This is a genomic window from Tumebacillus lipolyticus, from assembly GCF_042682745.1.
GTDB classification, from domain to species: domain Bacteria; phylum Bacillota; class Bacilli; order Tumebacillales; family Tumebacillaceae; genus Tumebacillus_A; species Tumebacillus_A lipolyticus.
The window spans coordinates 246921-267468 of record NZ_JBHUIO010000009.1 but is presented as its reverse complement, the minus strand read 5'-3'; the positions used below and the strand labels follow the sequence as shown (position 1 = coordinate 267468).

At 55.5% G+C, this 20548-nt stretch carries 19 protein-coding genes; all 19 read left to right on the top strand.

Features of this window, described 5'->3' with window-relative positions; all coding sequences use genetic code 11:
* The first annotated feature begins 22 nt into the window (after window positions 1-22).
* The 19 genes from ACFSOY_RS15190 to dpsA all read left to right on the top strand — a co-directional run bounded on the left by ACFSOY_RS15190 (window position 23) and on the right by dpsA (window position 20541).
* Window positions 23-4387, top strand: coding sequence for a PolC-type DNA polymerase III (locus ACFSOY_RS15190; RefSeq protein ID WP_386048012.1), 4365 nt, complete (start codon window positions 23-25; stop codon window positions 4385-4387).
* Window positions 4388-4565: 178 nt separating this feature from the next.
* The gene (gene rimP / locus ACFSOY_RS15185; protein ID WP_386048010.1) at window positions 4566-5027 is read left to right on the top strand and encodes a ribosome maturation factor RimP; all 462 of its coding nucleotides are present in this window, start codon (window positions 4566-4568) and stop codon (window positions 5025-5027) included.
* Window positions 5028-5060: 33 nt separating this feature from the next.
* Window positions 5061-6212, top strand: coding sequence for a transcription termination factor NusA (gene nusA / locus ACFSOY_RS15180; protein WP_386048009.1), 1152 nt, complete (start codon window positions 5061-5063; stop codon window positions 6210-6212).
* 20 nt (window positions 6213-6232) lie between these two features.
* Window positions 6233-6520, top strand: coding sequence for an RNase P modulator RnpM (gene rnpM, locus ACFSOY_RS15175; RefSeq protein ID WP_386048007.1), 288 nt, complete (start codon window positions 6233-6235; stop codon window positions 6518-6520).
* Entirely contained in the window at window positions 6513-6839 is a 327-nt protein-coding gene (locus ACFSOY_RS15170; RefSeq protein WP_386048005.1) for a L7Ae/L30e/S12e/Gadd45 family ribosomal protein, read from the top strand. The genes rnpM and ACFSOY_RS15170 overlap by 8 nt, the downstream gene beginning before the upstream one ends.
* 38 nt (window positions 6840-6877) lie before the next feature.
* A complete protein-coding gene (gene infB, locus ACFSOY_RS15165; RefSeq protein WP_386048362.1) occupies window positions 6878-9238 on the top strand; it encodes a translation initiation factor IF-2 in 2361 nt (786 codons plus the stop codon).
* Between the two features lie 110 nt (window positions 9239-9348).
* Entirely contained in the window at window positions 9349-9735 is a 387-nt protein-coding gene (rbfA, locus tag ACFSOY_RS15160; RefSeq protein WP_386048004.1) for a 30S ribosome-binding factor RbfA, read from the top strand.
* The gene (locus tag ACFSOY_RS15155; RefSeq protein WP_386048002.1) at window positions 9689-10714 is read left to right on the top strand and encodes a DHH family phosphoesterase; all 1026 of its coding nucleotides are present in this window, start codon (window positions 9689-9691) and stop codon (window positions 10712-10714) included. The genes rbfA and ACFSOY_RS15155 overlap by 47 nt, the downstream gene beginning before the upstream one ends.
* On the top strand, window positions 10711-11625 hold the full coding sequence (gene truB / locus ACFSOY_RS15150; protein WP_386048001.1) for a tRNA pseudouridine(55) synthase TruB: 915 nt from the start codon (window positions 10711-10713) through the stop codon (window positions 11623-11625). The genes ACFSOY_RS15155 and truB overlap by 4 nt, the downstream gene beginning before the upstream one ends.
* An 11-nt stretch (window positions 11626-11636) precedes the next feature.
* Window positions 11637-12590: a bifunctional riboflavin kinase/FAD synthetase gene (locus ACFSOY_RS15145; protein WP_386047999.1), complete on the top strand. Its 954-nt coding sequence runs from the start codon at window positions 11637-11639 to the stop codon at window positions 12588-12590.
* A gap of 182 nt (window positions 12591-12772) precedes the next feature.
* Window positions 12773-12961 carry a hypothetical protein gene (locus ACFSOY_RS15140; protein WP_386047997.1) on the top strand — a complete coding sequence of 63 codons (189 nt, stop codon included), beginning with the start codon at window positions 12773-12775 and terminating at the stop codon, window positions 12959-12961.
* A gap of 2 nt (window positions 12962-12963) precedes the next feature.
* On the top strand, window positions 12964-13185 hold the full coding sequence (locus ACFSOY_RS15135) for a hypothetical protein (RefSeq protein ID WP_386047995.1): 222 nt from the start codon (window positions 12964-12966) through the stop codon (window positions 13183-13185).
* Window positions 13186-13267: 82 nt separating this feature from the next.
* Window positions 13268-13537 carry a 30S ribosomal protein S15 gene (rpsO, locus tag ACFSOY_RS15130; RefSeq protein WP_386047993.1) on the top strand — a complete coding sequence of 90 codons (270 nt, stop codon included), beginning with the start codon at window positions 13268-13270 and terminating at the stop codon, window positions 13535-13537.
* 192 nt (window positions 13538-13729) lie between these two features.
* On the top strand, window positions 13730-15967 hold the full coding sequence (pnp, locus tag ACFSOY_RS15125; protein WP_386047992.1) for a polyribonucleotide nucleotidyltransferase: 2238 nt from the start codon (window positions 13730-13732) through the stop codon (window positions 15965-15967).
* Between the two features lie 107 nt (window positions 15968-16074).
* Complete coding sequence (locus tag ACFSOY_RS15120; protein WP_386047990.1) at window positions 16075-16809, top strand: polysaccharide deacetylase family protein; 735 nt, start codon at window positions 16075-16077, stop codon at window positions 16807-16809.
* 2 nt (window positions 16810-16811) lie between these two features.
* Window positions 16812-17786: a polysaccharide deacetylase family protein gene (locus ACFSOY_RS15115; RefSeq protein ID WP_386047988.1), complete on the top strand. Its 975-nt coding sequence runs from the start codon at window positions 16812-16814 to the stop codon at window positions 17784-17786.
* A 111-nt stretch (window positions 17787-17897) separates the two neighbouring features.
* Complete coding sequence (locus ACFSOY_RS15110; RefSeq protein ID WP_386047986.1) at window positions 17898-19139, top strand: M16 family metallopeptidase; 1242 nt, start codon at window positions 17898-17900, stop codon at window positions 19137-19139.
* A gap of 104 nt (window positions 19140-19243) precedes the next feature.
* Window positions 19244-19516 carry a YlmC/YmxH family sporulation protein gene (locus ACFSOY_RS15105; protein WP_386047984.1) on the top strand — a complete coding sequence of 91 codons (273 nt, stop codon included), beginning with the start codon at window positions 19244-19246 and terminating at the stop codon, window positions 19514-19516.
* A 146-nt stretch (window positions 19517-19662) separates the two neighbouring features.
* Window positions 19663-20541, top strand: a complete 879-nt coding sequence (gene dpsA / locus ACFSOY_RS15100; RefSeq protein ID WP_386047982.1) for a dipicolinate synthase subunit DpsA — start codon at window positions 19663-19665, stop codon at window positions 20539-20541.
* The last annotated feature ends 7 nt before the right edge of the window (window positions 20542-20548 follow it).

Here is a 20548-nt window from a genome sequence, read left to right as displayed (position 1 = left end):
AACGAGAGGGGGTTTTCCCATTATGAGTCTTGTGGATGTGAATGGGCAAAGTCTCTCTTTTTTTTGCGAACGTTTAGGGATTCAAGAGGAAGCGGTTTTGCAAGAGCTTGCCCGGGGAGAGATGGCAGGACGTGCGATCGTCAATCGGCAGGAGCGATCGGTAAAGGCATCGATTCAATTGCCGAGCAGAGTGCCCGTCGCCGTCTACGCGCGCGTGCAAGATGCGTTTCGCGCCTATTTTTCGAATGTGGCCAAAACTGCGCAACTGCGATTCGAATACGGAGCGGGCGAGTTTGATCCGTTAGAGCTGGCGCGCGAATACTGGTCGTTCGCGGTCGACCAGGTGCTCGGGGACGACATGTCCCTCAAAGGGGAGTTGAAAGAAGCGAACCGGCTGCTGCTCGACGGTCGCTCAATCCGCGTGCCGGTGACATCAGATGTGGTGCTCAACCGCGTGCGACAGAAGCGGTATGATGAACAGCTCGCCCAATGGTTGAACGAACATCTCAGCCTGCCGCTGATCGTCCAGCTCTTCACAGATGAAACGAAGCGCACCGAGGCGCTGGAAAGCTTCCGCACGCTCGTGGAAGAGCAGGATCGTCTGGAGGGACAGAAGGCGGCTGTCGCTGCTGAAGAGGAGAAGCGTCAAGAAGCGCTGAAAGGGAGCAAAGGTGCAGAGGGTGCACCGCCGGAGAAGGTGGAGCTCGGCTATCCGATCGATGATCAGCCAACCCGCCTGAAGGAAATCCAAGATGAGATGCGCCGCGTGACGGTGCTCGGGCGGATTTTCGCGGTGGAGACGCGCGACCTCGCCTCAGGGCGCACGCTGTTCACCTTTCACATCACCGACAACTCCGACTCGATCTCCTGCAAGACGTTTGCCAAAGGGGATAAGCAGTTGGAGGTGCTCAAGCTGCTCAAGGACGGCATGTACTTGAAAGTCCGCGGCACGGTGCAGTTTGACACGTTTGCCAAAGAGCTCGTGCTGATGATTCAAGACCTGGCGGAGCAGCCGATTCCGACGAGAAGGGACACCCGTGAAAAAAAGCGGGTGGAACTGCATCTGCACACTCCGATGTCCTCGCTCGACGGCATCGCACCTGTGAAAGACCTGTACGGCCAAGCGGCCAAATGGGGCCATACGGCGATCGCGGTCACCGATCACGGTGTTGTGCAGTCATTCCCGGAAGCTTACAGCGTAGCGAAGAAAAACAATATGAAATGTCTGCTCGGCGTGGAAGCGTACGTGGTGGATGACGGTGCTGCGATCGTCTACCAGCTAAAGGATGGCACCGATCTCTCCATCGACGAAACGACAGAATGGGTTGTGTTCGACACAGAGACGACAGGTCTGAACGCGGCGGAAAACACGATCATCGAGATCGCAGCTGTCAAGATGCGCGGGCGAGAGATCATCGAGGAGTGGACGGAGCTGGTCGACCCGGAAGTGCAGATCTCCGCCAAGATCACCGAGCTGACTCGCATCACCAACGACATGGTGAAGGGCAAGCGCAAACTGCATGAGGTGCTGCCCGATTTTAAAGCGTTCGTCGGAGATGCGGTGCTGGTCGCGCACAATGCGGAGTTCGACCTCGGGTTTTTGAAAGCATGTGCCAAGCGGGTTGGCATGGAGCCGTGGCAGAATATTGTGCTCGACACCCTGCCCCTCGCGCGCAAGATCTACCCGCATGAACGAAACTACCGCCTGGGGACGATCGCCAAAAAGTTCGATGTCGATCTGGTCAATGCGCACCGCGCGCTCGATGATACGGTGGCGCTGGCCAAAATCTATCAATTCATGTTGAAAGACATGGCGGACAAAGGGTATGCGACGCTGTCCCAACTGAATCAAAACGATGGGCAGGTCGATTACAGCCGCGTTCGCCCTTTCCATGCGACGATCCTCGTGCAAAACAAGGTCGGGCTGAAGAATTTGTACAAGATCATCTCCGAGTCGCACACCAAATATTTTTTCCGCGTCCCGCGAGTGCCGAGAAGCTTGATCACCAAGCATCGCGAAGGCTTGCTGATCGGCTCAGCCTGCCAGCAAGGGGAAGTGTTCGATTCGATCTTGCGCGGGAAGACGCCAGAGGAATTGAAGGAAGTGGCAGAGTTTTACGACTATCTGGAAATTCAGCCGCTCCTGCACTACAAGCCGCTACTGCGCAATGAGTCGATCTCCTCGCTTGAGTCGATCAAAGAGTACCACCGGATGATCATTCAAGCCGGGAAGGAGATGGGCAAGCCGGTCGTCGCCACGGGCGATGTTCACTTTCTCAACCCGGAGGACTCGATCTATCGAGACGTGTTCTTGCAATCGCAAAACGATGCGAACGCAGGAGATCAACCTCCGCTGTACTTCATGACGACAGACGAGATGTTGGAAGCGTTCGACTATCTCGGCCCAGAGCTTGCCGAAGAGGTGGTCGTCACCAACACCAACCGGGTTGCCGACATGATCGAAGATGTCTCCCCGATCCCAGATCAGCTCTACACGCCGAAGATCGAGGGTGCGGAAGACGAGATGCGCAACATGTGCTATGAAAAGGCGCACAGCCTGTATGGGAACCAGTTGCCGGCGATCGTAGAGGAGCGATTGGAAAAAGAGCTGAACTCGATCATTAAACACGGGTTTGCAGTCATCTATCTGATCTCGCACAAGATCGTCAAAAAATCGCTCGACGATGGCTATCTCGTCGGGTCGCGGGGTTCTGTCGGCTCCTCGCTCGTCGCCACGATGTCAGACATCACAGAGGTCAACCCGCTGCCTCCGCACTACCGCTGCCCATCCTGTAAACACAGCGAATTTATCGCAGACGGTTCGGTCGGCTCCGGCTTCGACCTGCCGGATAAAAACTGCTCCAGCTGCGGACATGCGTATGAAAAGGACGGGCATGACATTCCGTTTGAGACGTTCCTCGGCTTCAAAGGGGACAAGGTGCCAGATATCGACTTGAACTTCTCGGGCGAATATCAAGCGCGAGCACACGGCTACACGAAGGTGTTGTTCGGGGAGGATTATGTGTACCGGGCAGGTACGATCGCGACGGTGGCGGAGAAGACAGCGTTCGGCTACGTGAAGAAATATGCGGAGGAGAAGGGCTGGAATCTGCGCAACGCGGAGATGACGAGGCTGGTGCACGGCTGTACGGGCATCAAGCGCACGACCGGACAACATCCGGGCGGTATCCTCGTCGTTCCAGAATATATGGATGTGTACGATTTCTGTCCGATTCAGTTTCCGGCCGATGACAAGAACGCAGAGTGGAAGACGTCTCACTTCGATTTTCACTCCATCCATGACAACCTGCTGAAGCTCGACATCCTCGGGCACGATGACCCGACGGTCATTCGGATGCTCCAAGACTTGACAGGACTCGATCCGAAAAAGATTCCCACAGATGATCCGCAGGTCATGTCGCTGTTCGCAGGGACGGAAGCGCTGACGATCGATCCGAGCAATCCGGTCACGCCAGAGCGCATCCGCTCGAAGACGGGCACGTTCGGCATCCCTGAGTTCGGGACGAAGTTTGTGCGGCAGATGCTCGAAGACACCAAGCCGAGCACCTTCTCCGAACTGCTGCAGATCTCCGGCCTGTCCCACGGGACGGACGTCTGGTTGAACAACGCGCAGAGCTTGATTCAAAAAGGCGTTTGCAAGCTGAAAGATGTGATCGGGTGTCGGGATGACATCATGGTCTACCTGATCTACGCAGGACTTGAACCATCATTCGCCTTCAAGATCATGGAGAGCGTTCGAAAAGGGAAGGGTCTGACCGCAGAGATGGAAGAGGAGATGAAGAAGCACAAAGTGCCCGATTGGTACATTTGGTCGTGCAAGCAGATCAAATACATGTTCCCGAAGGCACATGCTACCGCATACGTGCTGATGGCGGTGCGCATCGCCTATTTTAAGGTGCACCATCCGCTCGAATTCTATGCGACCTACTTCTCTGTCCGCGCCGATGATTTCGATCTCGAAGTGATGGGGAAAGGGTATGATGCGATCGTCGCGAAGATCGAAGAGATCGAAGCGAAAGGCTTCCAGGCAGCACCGAAGGAGAAGGCGCTGCATACGGTGTTGGAGATGGCCTGTGAGATGACGGCGCGCGGCTATAAATTCCTGCCGCTCGACCTCTATCGCTCAGAGCCGACCAAGTTCACCGTCGTCAAGGAAGAGAACGGGCTGCGCCCTCCGTTCGGAGCGCTCGCCGGATGCGGCGAGTCGGCCGCCAAGTCGATCGCAGAAGCGGCGAAGTTGGGGGAGTTCCTCTCCGTTCAGGACCTGCAGGAAAAGTCTCGCGTTTCCAAGACGGTGATCGAGCTGCTCGAAGCGCACGGATGCTTGCAGGGACTGCCGGAAAGCAACCAGCTCTCCCTGTTCTAGTCTTGCGTGAGACCACCGTTCATGCTATAATTTGTATGGCAATCATGTGGAATACGGTATTCGACAAGAGTGGGGCGACCCACTCTTTCGGTTTATCTGGGTGTTTCGCGAGGTACACTCTTTGGAAATACTATTTCTCACACACGCACATCTGCTCTGATTTTGAAGGAGGGATAGAATGACGAAGCGCAAAGTAACGGAGATCGTTGAAGAACTCGCAACCCCGATCGTCGAGGGTGAAGGTCTCGAACTTGTCGACGTTGAGTATAAAAAAGAAGGTGCCAACTGGTTCCTGCGCGTATTTATCGACAAGCCGGAGGGCGTGGACATTGACGACTGCGGCCGTGTTAGCGAAAAGCTGTCTGACATGCTGGATGAAGTAGATCCGATTCCGACCAGCTATTTCTTAGAGGTTTCGAGCCCAGGGGCGGAGAGACCTTTGAAGAAGCCTGCCGATTACGAGCGGGCGGTCGGCAAACATGTTTACATAACAACGTATGAACCGATTGATGGACAGAAAACGTTCGAGGGTGTGCTGGAAGCGTACGACGGTGAGCGATTGACTGTGCGCGAGGCAAAAGCGGCCAAGGAGCTGAAGCTTGAGCTGATCGCTTCCGCCCGGCTGGCTGTCACGTTTTAACGGCCATTCTCGCAAGGAGGAGAGACCATTCTTATGAATACTGAGTTTATTGATGCATTAGAGCAGATCGAGCGTGAAAAGGGAATCTCCAAAGACCTGCTGATCGAAGCGATCGAGGCTGCGCTGATCTCCGGTTATAAGCGCAACTTCAACTCTGCTCAAAATGTGCGAGTCGACGTCAGCCGTCACACCGGTCTGGTCAAAGTATACGCGCGCAAGACGATCGTCGAGGAGCCGACCGACCCGCGCCTTGAGATCTCGCTCGATGCTGCTGAACAGATCGACCCCGGTTTTCAGATCGGCGACATCGCAGAGATCGAGGTCACCCCGCGCGACTTCGGTCGCATCGCAGCACAGACTGCGAAGCAGGTCGTCACCCAGCGCATCCGCGAAGCGGAGCGCGGCATGATCTACAATACGTTCGTTGACCGCGAGTATGACATTGTGACCGGTGTTGTGCAACGTCAGGACAACCGTTTTTATTACGTGGATCTCGGCAAGGTGGAAGCGGTGTTGCCGCTGACCGAAGTGATGCCGACAGAGAAGTTTACGCACAACGATCGGGTGAAGGCATACATCACCAAGGTGGAGAAGACGACCAAGGGGCCGCAGATCATGCTCTCCCGCACCCACCCTGGCCTGCTCAAACGGCTGTTTGAGCTGGAGGTTCCCGAGATCTACGAAGGCGTGGTCGAGTTGAAATCGGTCGCTCGCGAAGCGGGCTACCGTTCGAAGATCGCCGTCTTCTCTCGCAACCCGGAAGTCGATCCGGTCGGTTCCTGCGTCGGCCCGCGCGGCATGCGCGTGCAAGCGATCGTCGGCGAGCTGAAAGGCGAGAAGATCGACATCGTCAAATGGAGCGAAGATCCGAAAGAGTTTGTTGCGAATGCGCTGTCTCCTTCGAAGGTCGTCTCTGTCGATATCGATGAGGAGAACAAGGTGGCGCGCGTGATCGTGCCAGACTACCAGCTGTCGCTTGCGATCGGCAAGGAAGGTCAAAATGCTCGACTCGCTGCGAAGCTGACCTCCTGGAAGATCGACATCAAGAGCGAAACACAGGCTGGCGAAGACGGCGATGTGTTGCCGCAGGGCGCTGCTTCTTCTGACGATGAACACTTCGCGGAGGATTCGGCGACACATTATGACGCAGAAGCTTCCGAAGTGGAAGAAGAAGCGCGCGACTAGGGAAAAGGAGGGGATCAAGCTTGCAGAAAAAGATCCCTCTTCGCAAGTGCGTGGGCTGTCAAGAGATGAAGCCCAAGCGAGAGCTGATACGCATCGTGTTTAATCAGACGCAAAATACGGTGGAGCTCGACCCGACAGGCAAGAAGCCGGGTCGAGGCTCCTACATCTGCCGCAAGGTGGAATGCTTATCGCCGGCACGCAAGAAGAAGGCGCTGGAGCGCTCGCTGAAAACATCAGTTTCCGAAGAGATCTACGACACGTTGGCAAAAGATCTTGCCATGGTGGACGAGGTAGGCCCGGATGAATGAACAGCCGATCTATAATCTGTTGGGACTGGCGATGCGAGCGGGCGCTCTGACAACAGGAAATGATGCCTGCATGACCAGTGTGCGTTCCGGTAAAGCAGCCCTAGCGATCATTGCATGCGATACGGGTGCGAACGCCAAGAAAAAATATGTGGACAAATGCAAAAGCTACGGAGTTCCCCTCGTGGAACTCGGAAGCAAAGAGAGCCTTGGACACGCGGTTGGGAAAGCACAAAATGCGATTTTAGTCATCACGAACCGCGGCTTCGCACACCGGATTATGCAATTGACCGGGGAAACTATCGGGGGTGAAGCGCATTGAGTAAATTGCGGGTCTATGAATACGCCAAGCAGCAGAATATGTCGAGCAAAGAGATCATCACCATCCTCAACCGCGTGAATGTGGCTGTGAACAATCATATGAGCGTCATGGATCAGGAGATGATCAGCAAGGTGGAGCAACATTTTAAAGATGTCAAGGCGAAAGCGGAACAACAAAAAGGGGCGCAAGTCGCTCAAAACCAAAATGGAGAACGGAGAAATCAGGGATATATGGCAAATGAAAACGCAAAGGGGAACACGTCGGCACAGTCTCCTCAGGCGAAACCTGAGACCGATAAAGACTACGATAATCTCGTAGATGATCGCGTGGCCTCCCAGCCGCGCAACCAGCGCATTCCGAAAAAACCGGTTGTGAACAAGCCTGCTGGCGCGAAGCCGAGCACCGGCGGCACAACTGGCACGACCAATACTGGCAACCGGCCCGCGAGCAACAACAACAATCGCGGCGGGAACAACAACAACCGCGGTGGCAGCAACAACCGTGGCGGGAACAACAACAACCGTGGAGGAAACAACAACAACCGCGGTGGCAACAACAATCGTGGCGGGAACAACAACCGCGGTGGCAATCGCGGTGGGAATCATCAGCAGGGCGGTTATCGCCCGGCGCCGAAGCAGCCGGAACTGCCGCAAAAGATCGAGCTGACCGAAGCGTTGACCGTCAAGGATTTTGCAAAGCTGATCAAGCGCGAGCCGTCGGAGATCATCAAAAAACTGCTCTTCCTCGGGATCATGGCGACGATCAACAACGAGATCGAGACGGATGCGATGTCTCTGGTCGCGGAAGACTATGGGATCGAAGTCGAGATCAAGGAGCCGGTCGACGAAGAAGCGGTCGACATGCTGGTTGAGGAAGAGAACCCAGAAGATCTGAGCGAGCGTTCGCCGATCGTCACGATCATGGGTCACGTCGACCACGGGAAGACCACCCTGCTCGATGCGATTCGCCAGACCAATGTGACCGCATCGGAAGCGGGCGGGATCACCCAGCATATCGGTGCGTATCAGGTGGAGATCAAAGGCAAGAAGATCACCTTCCTCGACACGCCGGGCCATGCTGCGTTCACCACGATGCGCGCTCGCGGCGCACAGGTGACCGACATCACGATCCTCGTCGTCGCAGCAGATGATGGCGTCATGCCACAGACTGTCGAAGCGATCAACCATGCGAAAGCGGCGAACGTTCCGATCATCGTCGCTGTCAACAAGATCGACAAAGAGCAGTCCAACCCTGATCGCGTGAAGCAGGAGCTGACCGAATACGGCCTGGTCGCAGAAGAGTGGGGCGGCGAAACGATCTTCGTTCCCGTTTCCGCGCTGAAGCGCGAAGGTCTGGAAGATATTCTGGAGATGGTCTTGCTGGTGGCTGAAGTGCAGGAGCTGAAAGCCAACCCTGATGGTCGTCCGCGCGGCACGGTGATCGAAGCTGAGCTGGACAAAGGGCGCGGCCCGGTTGCGACCGTGCTCGTTCAAAACGGCACCTTGCGCGTCGGCGATATCGTGGTTGCTGGCACGACCTATGGCAAGGTGCGGGCGATGATCAACGACCGCGGTCGTCGGATCAAAGAAGCAGGACCTGCGATGCCGGTTGAGATTTTGGGTCTCTCCGATGTTCCGAGCGCTGGCGATCCGTTTGTCGTCTACGACGATGAGCGCAAAGCGAGCAAGCTGGTCGACAAGCGCGTGAGCAAGGCACGCCAAGAAGCGATGGGCGCACAATCTCGCGTGACGTTGGACGATCTGTTCAAACAGATCAAAGAAGGCGAGATCAAAGAGCTGAACGTGATCCTGAAAGCGGACGTGCAGGGTTCTGTCGAAGCGTTGCGCGGCTCGCTGGAAAAGATCGAGGTAGAAGGAGTTCGCGTTCGCGTCGTGCATCAGGGTGCAGGTGCGATCAACGAATCTGACATTCTGCTGGCGACTGCCTCCAACGCGATCGTCATCGGCTTCAACGTTCGTCCTCAACCGCAAGCGGAGAAGATGGCCGAGTCGGAGAAGGTCGATGTTCGCCTCTACCGCGTCATCTACAACGCGATCGAAGAGGTCGAAGCGGCGCTCAAAGGGATGCTCGACCCCGAGTACAAAGAGGTTGTGCTCGGACGTGCTGAAGTTCGTCAGACGTTTAAAGTTTCGAAGGTCGGCACGATCGCCGGCTGTTATGTCACCGATGGCAAACTGGTGCGCAACGCAGAGCTTCGCGTGATTCGCGATGGCATCGTCATCTTCGAAGGTGCGTTCGATTCGCTCAAGCGCTTCAAAGATGATGCGAAAGAGGTGGCGACCGGCTTCGAGTGCGGTGTGACCATCGAGAAGTTTAACGACATCAAAGAGGGCGACGTGGTCGAAGCCTTCCAGATGGAGCAAGTGAAAATCGTGTAAGTCGACAGGAGTTGGGTTTCGCGCCGCCAATCATTGCTTGGGCGGAATGCGGAGCGCAACTCCGTCATCTATCCAGAGAGCTTAATTCGTTCAAAATGAGGTGAATCAGAATGGCAAAACTACGAGTGAGTCGCGTTGGAGAGCAACTGAAAAAGGAGATCGTCGACATCGTGCGCACCGAGGTCAAAGACCCGCGCGTCGGATTTGTGACGATCACCGAAGTCGAGGCATCGGGAGATCTGCAACATGCGACGATCTTCGTCTCTGTGATGGGGAATGAGGAGCAGCGCAAAGCGACGATGGATGCCTTGCAGAAGGCGGCAGGTTTCATCCGGGCAGAAGTGGGTCGTCGCGTTCGTTTGCGCCGCACGCCGGAGCTGCACTTTAAACTGGACACTTCGCTTGATTACTCGACTCGCATCACAAAAGTGTTGCGGGAGATCAAAGAGGGTGAAACGCAAGATGAGTCTCAACCTGAAGCTAAATCAGGACTATAAGACGGCGGCAGACTTTTTTCAGGCTCATGATGACTTGCTCTTGCTCGTCCATGAAAAACCGGACGGCGATGCGCTCGGCTCCGTTTTGGCTGCTGCTCATCTTTTGCAAAAGCTGGGCAAGACGGTCACTCTGGTCAACGATGATCCGATCCCGGATAAGTTTATGTTCCTGCCGCTGGCAGATCGCTTTCAACTGCCAGAGCAGGTCGCAGGCAAGTTCGATCGGGTGATCTCGTTCGACTGCGGGGATCGGAAGCGCTTAGGTCGCTCCGCATCGCTGATCGCCGAGAGCGCACATTTGCTAAACGTCGATCACCATGTGACCAACGACAAGTTCGGCACGGAAAACCTGGTCGATCTGGAGGCGGCTGCAACCTGTCAGATCGTCTTCAAGATCGCCTACCAGCTGCAGATGGAGATCGACTTGGACACCGCCACCTGCCTGTACACCGGTTTGATGACCGACACCGGCGGCTTTCGCTATTCGAACACGTCCGAAGAGGTGCTGCTGATCGCAGCCAATCTGCTGACCAAAGGCGTCTCCCCTTACAAGATCGTCGATCGTGTGATGGAGACGATCAGTTGGCCGCAGCTGTTGCTGATTCGCGCGGCGCTTGATACGCTCGGGCGCGATGACAGCGGGCAGATCGCTTGGGTGACGATCACCCGTCAGATGGTCGACACGGCTGGCGGCTGTGATGAGGATGTCGAAGGATTGGTCAACTATCCGCGCAACGTCGAAGGGGTAGAGGTGGGGATCTCCTTTCGCGAGTCCAGTCCAGGCCGGATAAAAGTCAGCTTTCGATCGAAATATGTGGTCGATGTCGGCGCGATCGCGCTCGAATTCGGCGGAGGCGGACATGCGCGGGCAGCAGGCTGTACGCTGGAAGGCGAGCTTTCGGCCGTTCAGGAAAAGGTGCTCGCTCGTGTCGGAGAAGCGGTTCGTTCAAACACAGCACATCTGGAGGAGAAGGAATGAACGGCATCCTGGTCATCAACAAACCGGCCGGAATGACTTCCCACGGAGTTGTTGGACGGGCACGGCGCATCCTCGGAATCAAGAAGATCGGTCATACCGGCACGCTCGACCCAGATGTGCAAGGTGTGTTGCCGATCTGCATCGGCATGGCTACCCGCGTCGCCGAGTATCTGCTCGAACAGTCGAAAGCATATCGTGGAGAAGTGACATTCGGCGTTTCGACCACAACGCAGGACGCATCGGGTGAGCCTGTCGAGATGGTGGAAGAAGTGTCGCTGTCTGAAGCGCAGGTGCGCGAGGCGTTCGACTCGTTTGTCGGCCCGATCTTGCAGCGTCCGCCCGCATATTCGGCGATCAAGATCGAGGGGAAGCGCGCGTATGATCTGGCGCGCAAGGGAGAGGACGTGGAGATTCCGCCGCGGGAAGTGACGATCTACAGCCTTGAGATCGAAGCGGTGGAACTTGACCTACCTCGACCGAAGGTTCGATTTGTCGTCGAGTGCTCCAAGGGCACTTATGTGCGCACGCTCTGCCATGATCTCGGGCAGAAGCTCGGCGTGCCCGCGCATATGTCCAGCCTCGTTCGCACAAAATCGGGGCCGTTTGACCTGTCGCAAGCGCTGACTTTTGAGCAGATCGAAGCTGCTGTGGCCAACGGATCGATCGGACAGCAGATCCTCCCGATGCAGTCTGCGCTGCCGCATCTGCCGAAGCACATCATTCCTGAGGTGCTGGAAAGGCGTGTCAACAACGGGCGAGAGCTGACCATCAAACATCTGATTCCAGGGGTGAGCGTCGGGGATCTCCTGCGGATCGAGAGCAGAGGTGGAACGCTGCTTGCGTTGTACCGCGTGGTGGAGATTGCGGGCACAGAGATGAACACGAAGCCGGAAAAGGTGTTTAAAGAGTAGGGGTGAACCTCATGGAGATCATTCACATCAACGATCTTCTGGCTGGAGATTCGGTGGAGTATCTGCCAAGCGTCATGGCCCTCGGGAATTTTGACGGGATACATATCGGTCATCAGCAACTGATTCGGCGGGCAAAGGAGTTGGCAGCGAGCGCTGGTGTGCCCAGCAGTGTGCTGACCTTTCATCCGCATCCCCGCCAAGTGTTGGGCAAAGGCGGTTTCGCACATCTGCTGACCCCTTTTGAGGAAAAGATGCGCGTGATGCAGGAGTTCGGTGTCGACATCGTCTATGTCGTGCACTTTACCCTGGAGTTTGCAGCGCTCACAGCAGAAGATTTTGTGTTCCGCTTCTTGGATCGGTTGCACCCGCAATCGGTGGTCGTCGGATTCGATTATGCGTTTGGGCGCGGCGGCAAGTCTGACACGTCGCAGCTGAAACATCTGGCGGAGCAGATCGGCATCGATGTGGAAATCGTAGGTGCTGTCAGTCGCTACGGGGAAAAAGTGTCCTCCACCTTGATCCGTGAGAAGCTGTCCTACAGCGATGTGCGGCTCGTACAGGAGTTGTTGGGGCGTCCCTATTCGATCGAAGGGATCGTGGAACATGGGGACAAGCGCGGTCGCTTGCTCGGCTTCCCGACGGCGAACTTGGGGTCGTGTGAGCCCTATATGTTGCCGCGAAACGGAGTCTATCTGGTGCGGGTCTTAGCTGAGGATGCCTGGTATGCGGGCGTGCTCAACATCGGCACCAAGCCGACGTTCCACGACTCTCATCGCCGTACGCTCGAAGTACATCTGCTCAACTTCGAAGGCGATCTGTACGACCAGAGGGTGAGGCTGGAACTCCTCGATTATCTGCGCGATGAGAAGAAGTTCTTCTCGGTCGAAGAGCTGATCCAACAGATCAAGGCGGACGTGCAGGAAGCACAGGTGCGCTTGGCTGCATTTGCCGGCATATCGTACTAGTCAGTTTGCATACATTTACAGCACAAGTGCTGGTATTGTGGTTCATGTCCTCCTATGATATACTACTTTAGTGGTTCTTACTGTCATTCTATGAGACTCGACTCCGGCGCTATTCTGTTCGTGAGCGAGGGGATGGATGTGCTGTGAGAAGTCCACATGTCGATGAACGTGACATACGTCTGATGGAATTGTGTCGTGAGGTCGCTCTCATCTGCATCAGCGATGAGTTCAAGCGGTTGAACCGAGACCTTGTGAAGTTCTACCGCAAGAGCGGCATGCCAGACGCATTTCTGCTCGCATTTCAAGATTCGCTCTTCTCCTTGTACACGGAGATGGACGATGACCGCCAACTCTCGTTTGAGTACAACTGATCATGCGGGTCATCGTCACCGATCACGCCAGACAACGGTTGTTCGAAGAACGGCAACGGGGGATTCGGATCGAGGATATCGCGAAGGCTGCACGTCTGATCCCAGGATATGTTCCGGAGGCGACGCGCTTTCGTGGGTTTGTGTCCTCGGGCGGTCGGGCGTTTGATATTGTGGCGAAAGATATCGCGCAGGGAAGACTTGTCATCACTGTAATCGGCAAATAACATTGCAACCATGAGCGCGGATTGTTCGAGCACACCGACGACATTCTGGGCCTTGGGGATAAATTAATGGAGGTGTATTGAGATGGCATTGTCTCAAGACGCAAAGAACAAATTGATCGAGGATTTTAAAGTACACGAGACCGATACCGGATCTCCGGAAGTACAAATCGCGATCCTCACCAACAAGATCAACTACCTGAACGACCACCTGCGCACGCACAAGAAGGATCATCATTCCCGTCGTGGCCTGCTGAAAATGGTTGGTCATCGCCGTAACCTGTTGAACTACCTGCGTAACAAGGACGTTAACCGTTACCGCGAAATCATCGCAAAGCTCGGTCTGCGCAAGTAAGCAGAACAAAGAAGCGGGGAATTCTTTTCCCGCTTCTTCTTTGTATGATCATGATTTTTATCTTACGAAGAAGGAAATACTGTCCACAGGTGCGAATTATTTAGGGATTGTGGTTACAATTGCCACCTATCTCTTATTCATTGAATACATAGGATATTGGGCAATATGCCAAAAGGAGGCAGTTTTTCTTCTATGCATAGAACGTTTACAACAACACTTGGCGGCCGCACGCTCACCATCGAAACGGGCAAGCTTGCCAAGCAGGCGAACGGTGCTGTCATGGTTCGCTATGGTGATACGGTTGTCCTGTGTACGGTTACAGCATCGAAAGAACCGAAAGATCTCGACTTTTTCCCGCTCACCGTCAACTACGAGGAGCGTTTGTACGCAGCTGGTAAAATTCCGGGAGGCTTTATCAAGCGTGAAGGCCGCCCGTCCGAAAAAGCGATCTTGGCCTCGCGCTTGATCGACCGTCCGGTTCGCCCGTTGTTCCCCGAAGGATTCCGCAACGACATCCAGATCGTCGACATCGTCATGTCGGTCGATCAGGACTGCGCACCGGAGATGGCGGCGATGGTCGGAACATCGGTAGCGCTGATGATCTCCGATGTTCCGTTTGAAGGGCCGATCGCCGGTGTGATCGTCGGTCGCGTGGCTGGCGAGCTGGTGATCAACCCGACTGTCGAGCAGATGGAGCAATCTGACCTTCACCTCGTGGTCGCAGGTACTAAAGAGGCGATCAACATGGTGGAAGCGGGCGCGAAGTTCGTCTCGGAACAGGATATGATCGAAGCGATCATGTTCGGCCATGATGCGATCAAAGAGCTGATCGCTTTCCAAGAGGGCATCATCGCCGAGCTCAATCCGGTGAAGATGGAAGTGAGCTTGCACGAGGTCGATGCGGAGATCGACCAAAAGGTCAGATCGATGGCGACCGCTCAGCTGAAAGAAGCGATCCGCACGTTTGACAAACATGAGCGTGAGAACAACATCTCCGCTGTGAAGGAGACGGTGCGGACCGCTTTGCTCGAAGAATTGGGCGAAGAAGGGTATGCAGAGCACGCATCTGACATCAACGAAGTGCTGTACGACATCGTCAAAGAGCAGGTTCGCTACTCGATCGTCCACGACGGAATCCGTCCAGATGGACGCGCGATCGACGAAGTGCGCCCCGTCTCGACCGAGGTTGCGATCTTGCCGCGCGTTCACGGCTCCGGTCTCTTCACGCGCGGTCAGACACAAGCGCTGTCCGTCTGTACGCTCGGAGCGCTCGGAGATGCGCAGACGATCGACGGTCTCGGGCTTGAGGAAGAAAAGCGCTTCATGCACCATTACAACTTCCCGCCGTTCTCAGTCGGTGAAGCGAGACCGCTGCGCGCACCTTCCCGCCGTGATATCGGCCATGGGGCGCTCGGGGAGCGGGCGATCGAACCGATCATCCCGTCTGAAGAAGAGTTCCCGTACACGATTCGTCTCGTCTCTGAGGTGCTTGAGTCGAACGGCTCCTCTTCGCAAGCGTCGATCTGCGGCTCTGTGCTCGCGCTGATGGATGCGGGTGTTCCGATCAAAGCGCCGGTCGCAGGCATCGCGATGGGGCTGGTAGCAGATGGGGACAAGATGGTCGTACTGACCGACATTCAAGGCATGGAAGATCACTTAGGCGACATGGACTTCAAAGTGGCGGGTACCAGCGAAGGAATCACCGCCCTGCAGATGGACATCAAGATCAAAGGGATCAACCGTGCGGTGCTGGAGCAAGCGCTGGAACAGGCCAACCGTGGTCGTGCACACATCATGGAGAAAATGATGGCAGCGATCAGCGAGCCGCGTCCGGAGCTTTCGCCATACGCGCCGCGCATCATCACGATGCGCATCAATCCGGACAAGATTCGCGATGTGATCGGGCCGGGCGGTCGCGTGATCAACAAGATCATCGATGAGACCGGTGTAAAGATCGACATCGAACAGGACGGTCGCGTCTTCATCGCCGCGATCGACGCACAAGCTGGCTACCGAGCAAAAGAGATGATCGAAAACATTGTCGTCGAAGTCGAAGCGGGCCAAACGTACAACGGCACGGTCACTCGCGTCGAGAAGTACGGTGCGTTTGTTGAACTTCTGCCTGGCAAAGACGGTCTTGTTCACATCTCCCAGCTGGGCGAAGAGCGCGTGGCGAAGACAGAAGATGTCTGCAATGTCGGGGACAAGCTGATGGTCAAAGTCACCGAGGTCGATTCGCAAGGCCGGATCAACCTTTCGCACCGCGAAGCGTTGCGCGAACTGCGTGGCGAGCCGCCGACGCCGCTGGAAGAGATTCAGCGTCAAGTGAAGGCTGCTCGTGAGCGAACTGGCGGTCCGAGCCGCGGTGGAGACCGTGGGGGAGATCGCAACCGCGATCGCGGTGATCGCCCGGCGCGTCCGCGCACCTAACACCTAATGAAAAACGAAGGGAACAGAGCACCCGCTCTGTTCCCTTTTTTTCGTCTAGTCCTTTCCCATTTTGCATACACTGATCACAAGGGCAGGAGGACAACCGTATGAAGAAAAGGACCGTTGCACGAAGCAAATCACAAACTGGCAAACTGCTCGTCGCCGGTGCAGTCTGCCTGCTGCTGTTTTCTGGAATCTCAGATACGCTGGCGATCAACACGTATGTCCGCGATTTGAAGGGGCTCGCCATCCCCGTGCAGACATTTCGCGTCGATCAAAAAGTGGTGGCACTCACTTTCGATGTGCGGAACGATGAGGATCAGGTGGCGCAGATCTTGCTTCAACTTCGCGAAGAGAAAGCGAAAGCGACATTTTTTCTGACCGGCGAATGGATTCAAAGACATCGCAGCCTAGCTCGGGCGATCGTTCGTGACGGGCATGAGGTCGGACGAAGCTTATACAGCGATCGAGATGCGTCACAGCTAAGCCTAGAAGAGCTCCGAGAGGAATTGTGGAAGACAGATCAAGCGTGGGCGGACGCTCAGCTGCCCGAGGAAAAGCTGTTTCGCGCGCCACATGGTGAGACGAGCAGGCAGATTGCGAAGGAGATTCGAACTCGGCATGAACAGCTGATCGCTTGGTCGATCGACGCAGCGCCAGTTGCGGAAGAGACGACAGCAGCCGCTTGGAGCGCGCTCAAAGCCGCACTCTCCCCAGGTGAGATCATCAGGCTCCGCGCGGACGAGATCACCGCAAAAGGACTGACCGAACTGATCGGACAGATCCGAGATGCAGGATACCAAGCTCATACGATTTCTACATTGCAAGCGGAGGTGCTTTAAGCGTGAAACGTACATTTTTCTTTTTGACACTGACCAAACGCCGCCTGTTGCTCGGAACGGCGGCCTTTTTGTTTTTGGCAGCCGGGCTGTCCATACAAAGTGAACCGGATCGAATGTCTGTCGTTGCGGCGATGGCGGGCACGCAGGATGAATCGCTGAAGCAGCGTATCGAACTTTTGGCCAAGCAATATGACACGATGCCGATCGACGCGAAGAACGATCGCGTCTGGCGGGGGATTCCCGGACTGAACGGGGTGCAGGTGGATGTGGAAGCGACCTACGAGCGGGCCAAGCAAGCGGGTGGGGAGAGGATCGAGATCATCGCCAAACAGATCCCGCCGCGCGTGCACTTGCAAGATCTCGGGCCGGTGCCGATCTACAAGGGCAATCCAGAAAAAAAGCAGATCGCGCTGATGATCAACGTCGCGTGGGGCACCGAATACCTGCCAGAGATGTTGAAAATCTTGCAGGAGCAGGGCGTGAAGGCAACCTTTTTTCTCGACGGCAGCTGGACGAAAAAAAACGCGGAGGAAGCGAAAAAGATTGCGGATGCGGGACATGAGATCGGCAATCATGCGTACTCGCATCCCGATATGTCAAGGCTGAGCGTTGCGGAGCAGAGCAGCCAGATCACCCGAACGAATGCGGTGATCGAAGCGGCGATCGGGCACAAGCCGAAGCTGTTCGCACCCCCGTCAGGTGCGTATGGCGACAACACGGTGAAAACTGCACATCAGTTGGGGATGCAGACGATCCTTTGGTCGCTCGACACGGTCGATTGGAAGCGCCCCTCCGCCTCCACAATTGTGAGCCGAGTCCTGTCTCGCGCGGAGAACGGGACGCTGGTGTTGATGCACCCGACCGAACCAACTCGCGATGCGCTTCGTACGATAATACCGAGCTTGGTGAAAAAGGGCTACCAACTGGTCACCGTTACTGAACTGCTCGATGAAAAGCGACCACTCCCATCGCTTTAATGCGTTTCGGTATGGCAGAGAAACTACTTTTTTGTTATAGTAAACCTGACTCAGTTCGAGTTTGTGGCAAATGATAAGAAAGCGTCGCTCGTTGACAAGAGGAGGATGTTCTTGATTTATCGTGAAGTGCTCCAAAACGGGATCCGAGTGGTCATTGAGGAGATTCCATCGGTGCGTTCAGTATCGCTTGGGATATGGGTGGGGGCCGGTTCGCGCGATGAAAATCTGCAGAACAACGGCGTGACCCATTTTATCGAACACATGATGTTTAAAGGAACGGAGAAATTGAGCGCACGCCAGATCGCAGAACTGTTCGACAGCATCGGCGGTCAGGTCAATGCGTTCACTTCGAAGGAATACACATGCTATTACGCAAAAGTGTTGGATGAACATTTCAGCCTGGCGCTGGAGACGCTCGGCGATATGGTGCTCAATTCCCAATTTGTAGAGGAAGAATTGGCCAAGGAGCGCCGCGTCGTCATCGAAGAGATCAAGATGTACGAGGACGCACCCGACGATCTTGTGCACGATATGATCGCAGAGGTGATTTTTCAAAAGCACCCCCTCGGCTATAACATCTTGGGGACTGAAGCGAACTTGAACAGCTTCCAGCCACAAGATCTCTTCCGATATATGGAAAGCAACTATACGACAGACAACATTGTGATCGCCATCGCCGGCAATGTGGATCGCGATCGGGCGGTGGCGCTTGCCAACCAGCTGTTCGGACATCTGAAGCAGTCTCGCATCGTGCGTCAGGATGAGCGGGCGATCTTCCATACGGGCAAGGCGATCAGGCAGAAGCAGACCGAGCAGGCGCACATCGTGCTCGGCGCACCTGGCGTCGCTTATGATGATCCGCGAATCTATCCGGTCATCCTGTTCAACAACGTGTTGGGCGGCTCCTCTTCGTCCCGCCTGTTCCAGGAGATTCGCGAGGAGCGCGGTCTGGCCTATTCGATCTATAGCTACCATACTGCGTACAAAGACATCGGCATGTTCGGCCTGTATGTCGGCACCGCACCGGAGCGCGCTCAGCTTGTGCTCGATCTGTGCGAAGAGGTGTTGGCCAACATCGCGCAGCGAGGAATCACAGCAGAAGAGCTGAACAAGGCGAAAGAACAGGTGAAAGGATCGCTGATGCTGTCCTTGGAGAGCACCTCTTCTCGCATGTCGAGGCTCGGCAAGAATGAGCTGCTCGGTCGCCATATCACGCTCGACGATCTGGTCAACAAGATTAAGAACGTATCGCTTGAGGAAGTCAAAGCGACGGCCGAGGCGATTCTGAGCGGTCAGTATGCGCTGTCTGCTGTCGGACCGCTGGACGATCTGCGGGCACCAGGAGAAAAGTGATCGCAGCTTGAATGCCGATCGAGGAAAGCACCTGAGGAAATCAGGTGCTTTTTCTATTTTTTGCAGCATAAGAGGTAACAACAGGCACAGGAGGGATGTTTCTGATGAAGCTAAGCGAGTTGGCAGGCAAAGAGTTGATCGATGTGCGCTCCGGTACGCGAGTGGGATTGCTCGGATCGGCCGATCTGTTTATCGATGAGGAGAGCGGGGTCATTCATTCGATCGTGATCACGCAAGGCGGTTTTTCTTTTGGTAAGAAGCGGGATCAGGCGGTCATCCCCTGGGCGGCCATTCACAAGATCGGCCCCGATATGATCTTGCTCGACTCCGCTCAGGAGGCGAACTATGGCGTTGTACAATATGGAACAAGAAACTAGCCCAGCGCATAGGATATCTCACCTGTAGCGACCCGCGGTGTGGAGATTCCCCGTTTTCTATGCGGCGCAGTCATCGGGAGAAGCGTCGATGTACCTTGTTTTTTTATTCGTTTCGCGTAAAATGTTGTGAAAGGGGTTACCGGAGCATGCTGACAGGGATCAAACTGGCATTCGTCGGCGGCGACGCTCGAATCATAGAAGTGATCAAGTATGCGATCGAACTCGATGCGAGCATCGTCTTGATCGGCTTCGACCAACTTGATACGCCCCTTGCAGATACGGTGAAGGCGGATCTCGCCCCAGACGTATTTCGCGATGTAGATGCGATCGTGCTTCCTGTGACCGGGATGGATGATGCGGGCCATGTGGAGTCGCGCTATTCTTCACAAGATCTGGTGCTGGAAGAGGTGCATTTTCAGACTCTGCCGAAGCGCCCGCTCGTGTTTACCGGCATCGCGAGGAAACGATTGTCTGAGGTGTGTCAGCAACATGGCTTGCGACTGATCAAGCTGATGGAGCTCGATGAGGTGGCCATCCATAATTCGGTCCCTTCTGCGGAAGGGGCGATTCAGATGGCGATGGAGCACACCGACATCACCCTGCACGGCTCACGCTCTGTGGTGCTCGGTTTTGGCCGCTGCGGGATCACGCTCGCTCGGATGCTCGCTGGCATCGGGGCGAACGTATCGGTGTGCGCTCGTAAAGAATCGGATCTCGCTCGCATTCAAGAGATGGGGCTCAGACCTTATGCGATGTCAGAGATTCATAAGGCGGTAGGAGATTCGGAGTTGATCTTCAACACGATCCCCTATCCGGTGTTGACGGCAGAAGTGTTGACGCGGGTGCCGAAGACCTGTGTGATCGTCGATATCGCTTCCAAGCCGGGTGGAACCGATTTTCGCTATGCAGAAAAACGGGGAATAAAAGCTATGCTTGCTCCAGGCCTGCCGGGGATCGTTGCTCCAAAGACAGCAGGGCAGATCTTAGCACGTACGCTCTGTCGGATTCTTTGGGAACACGCGTAACCTGGAG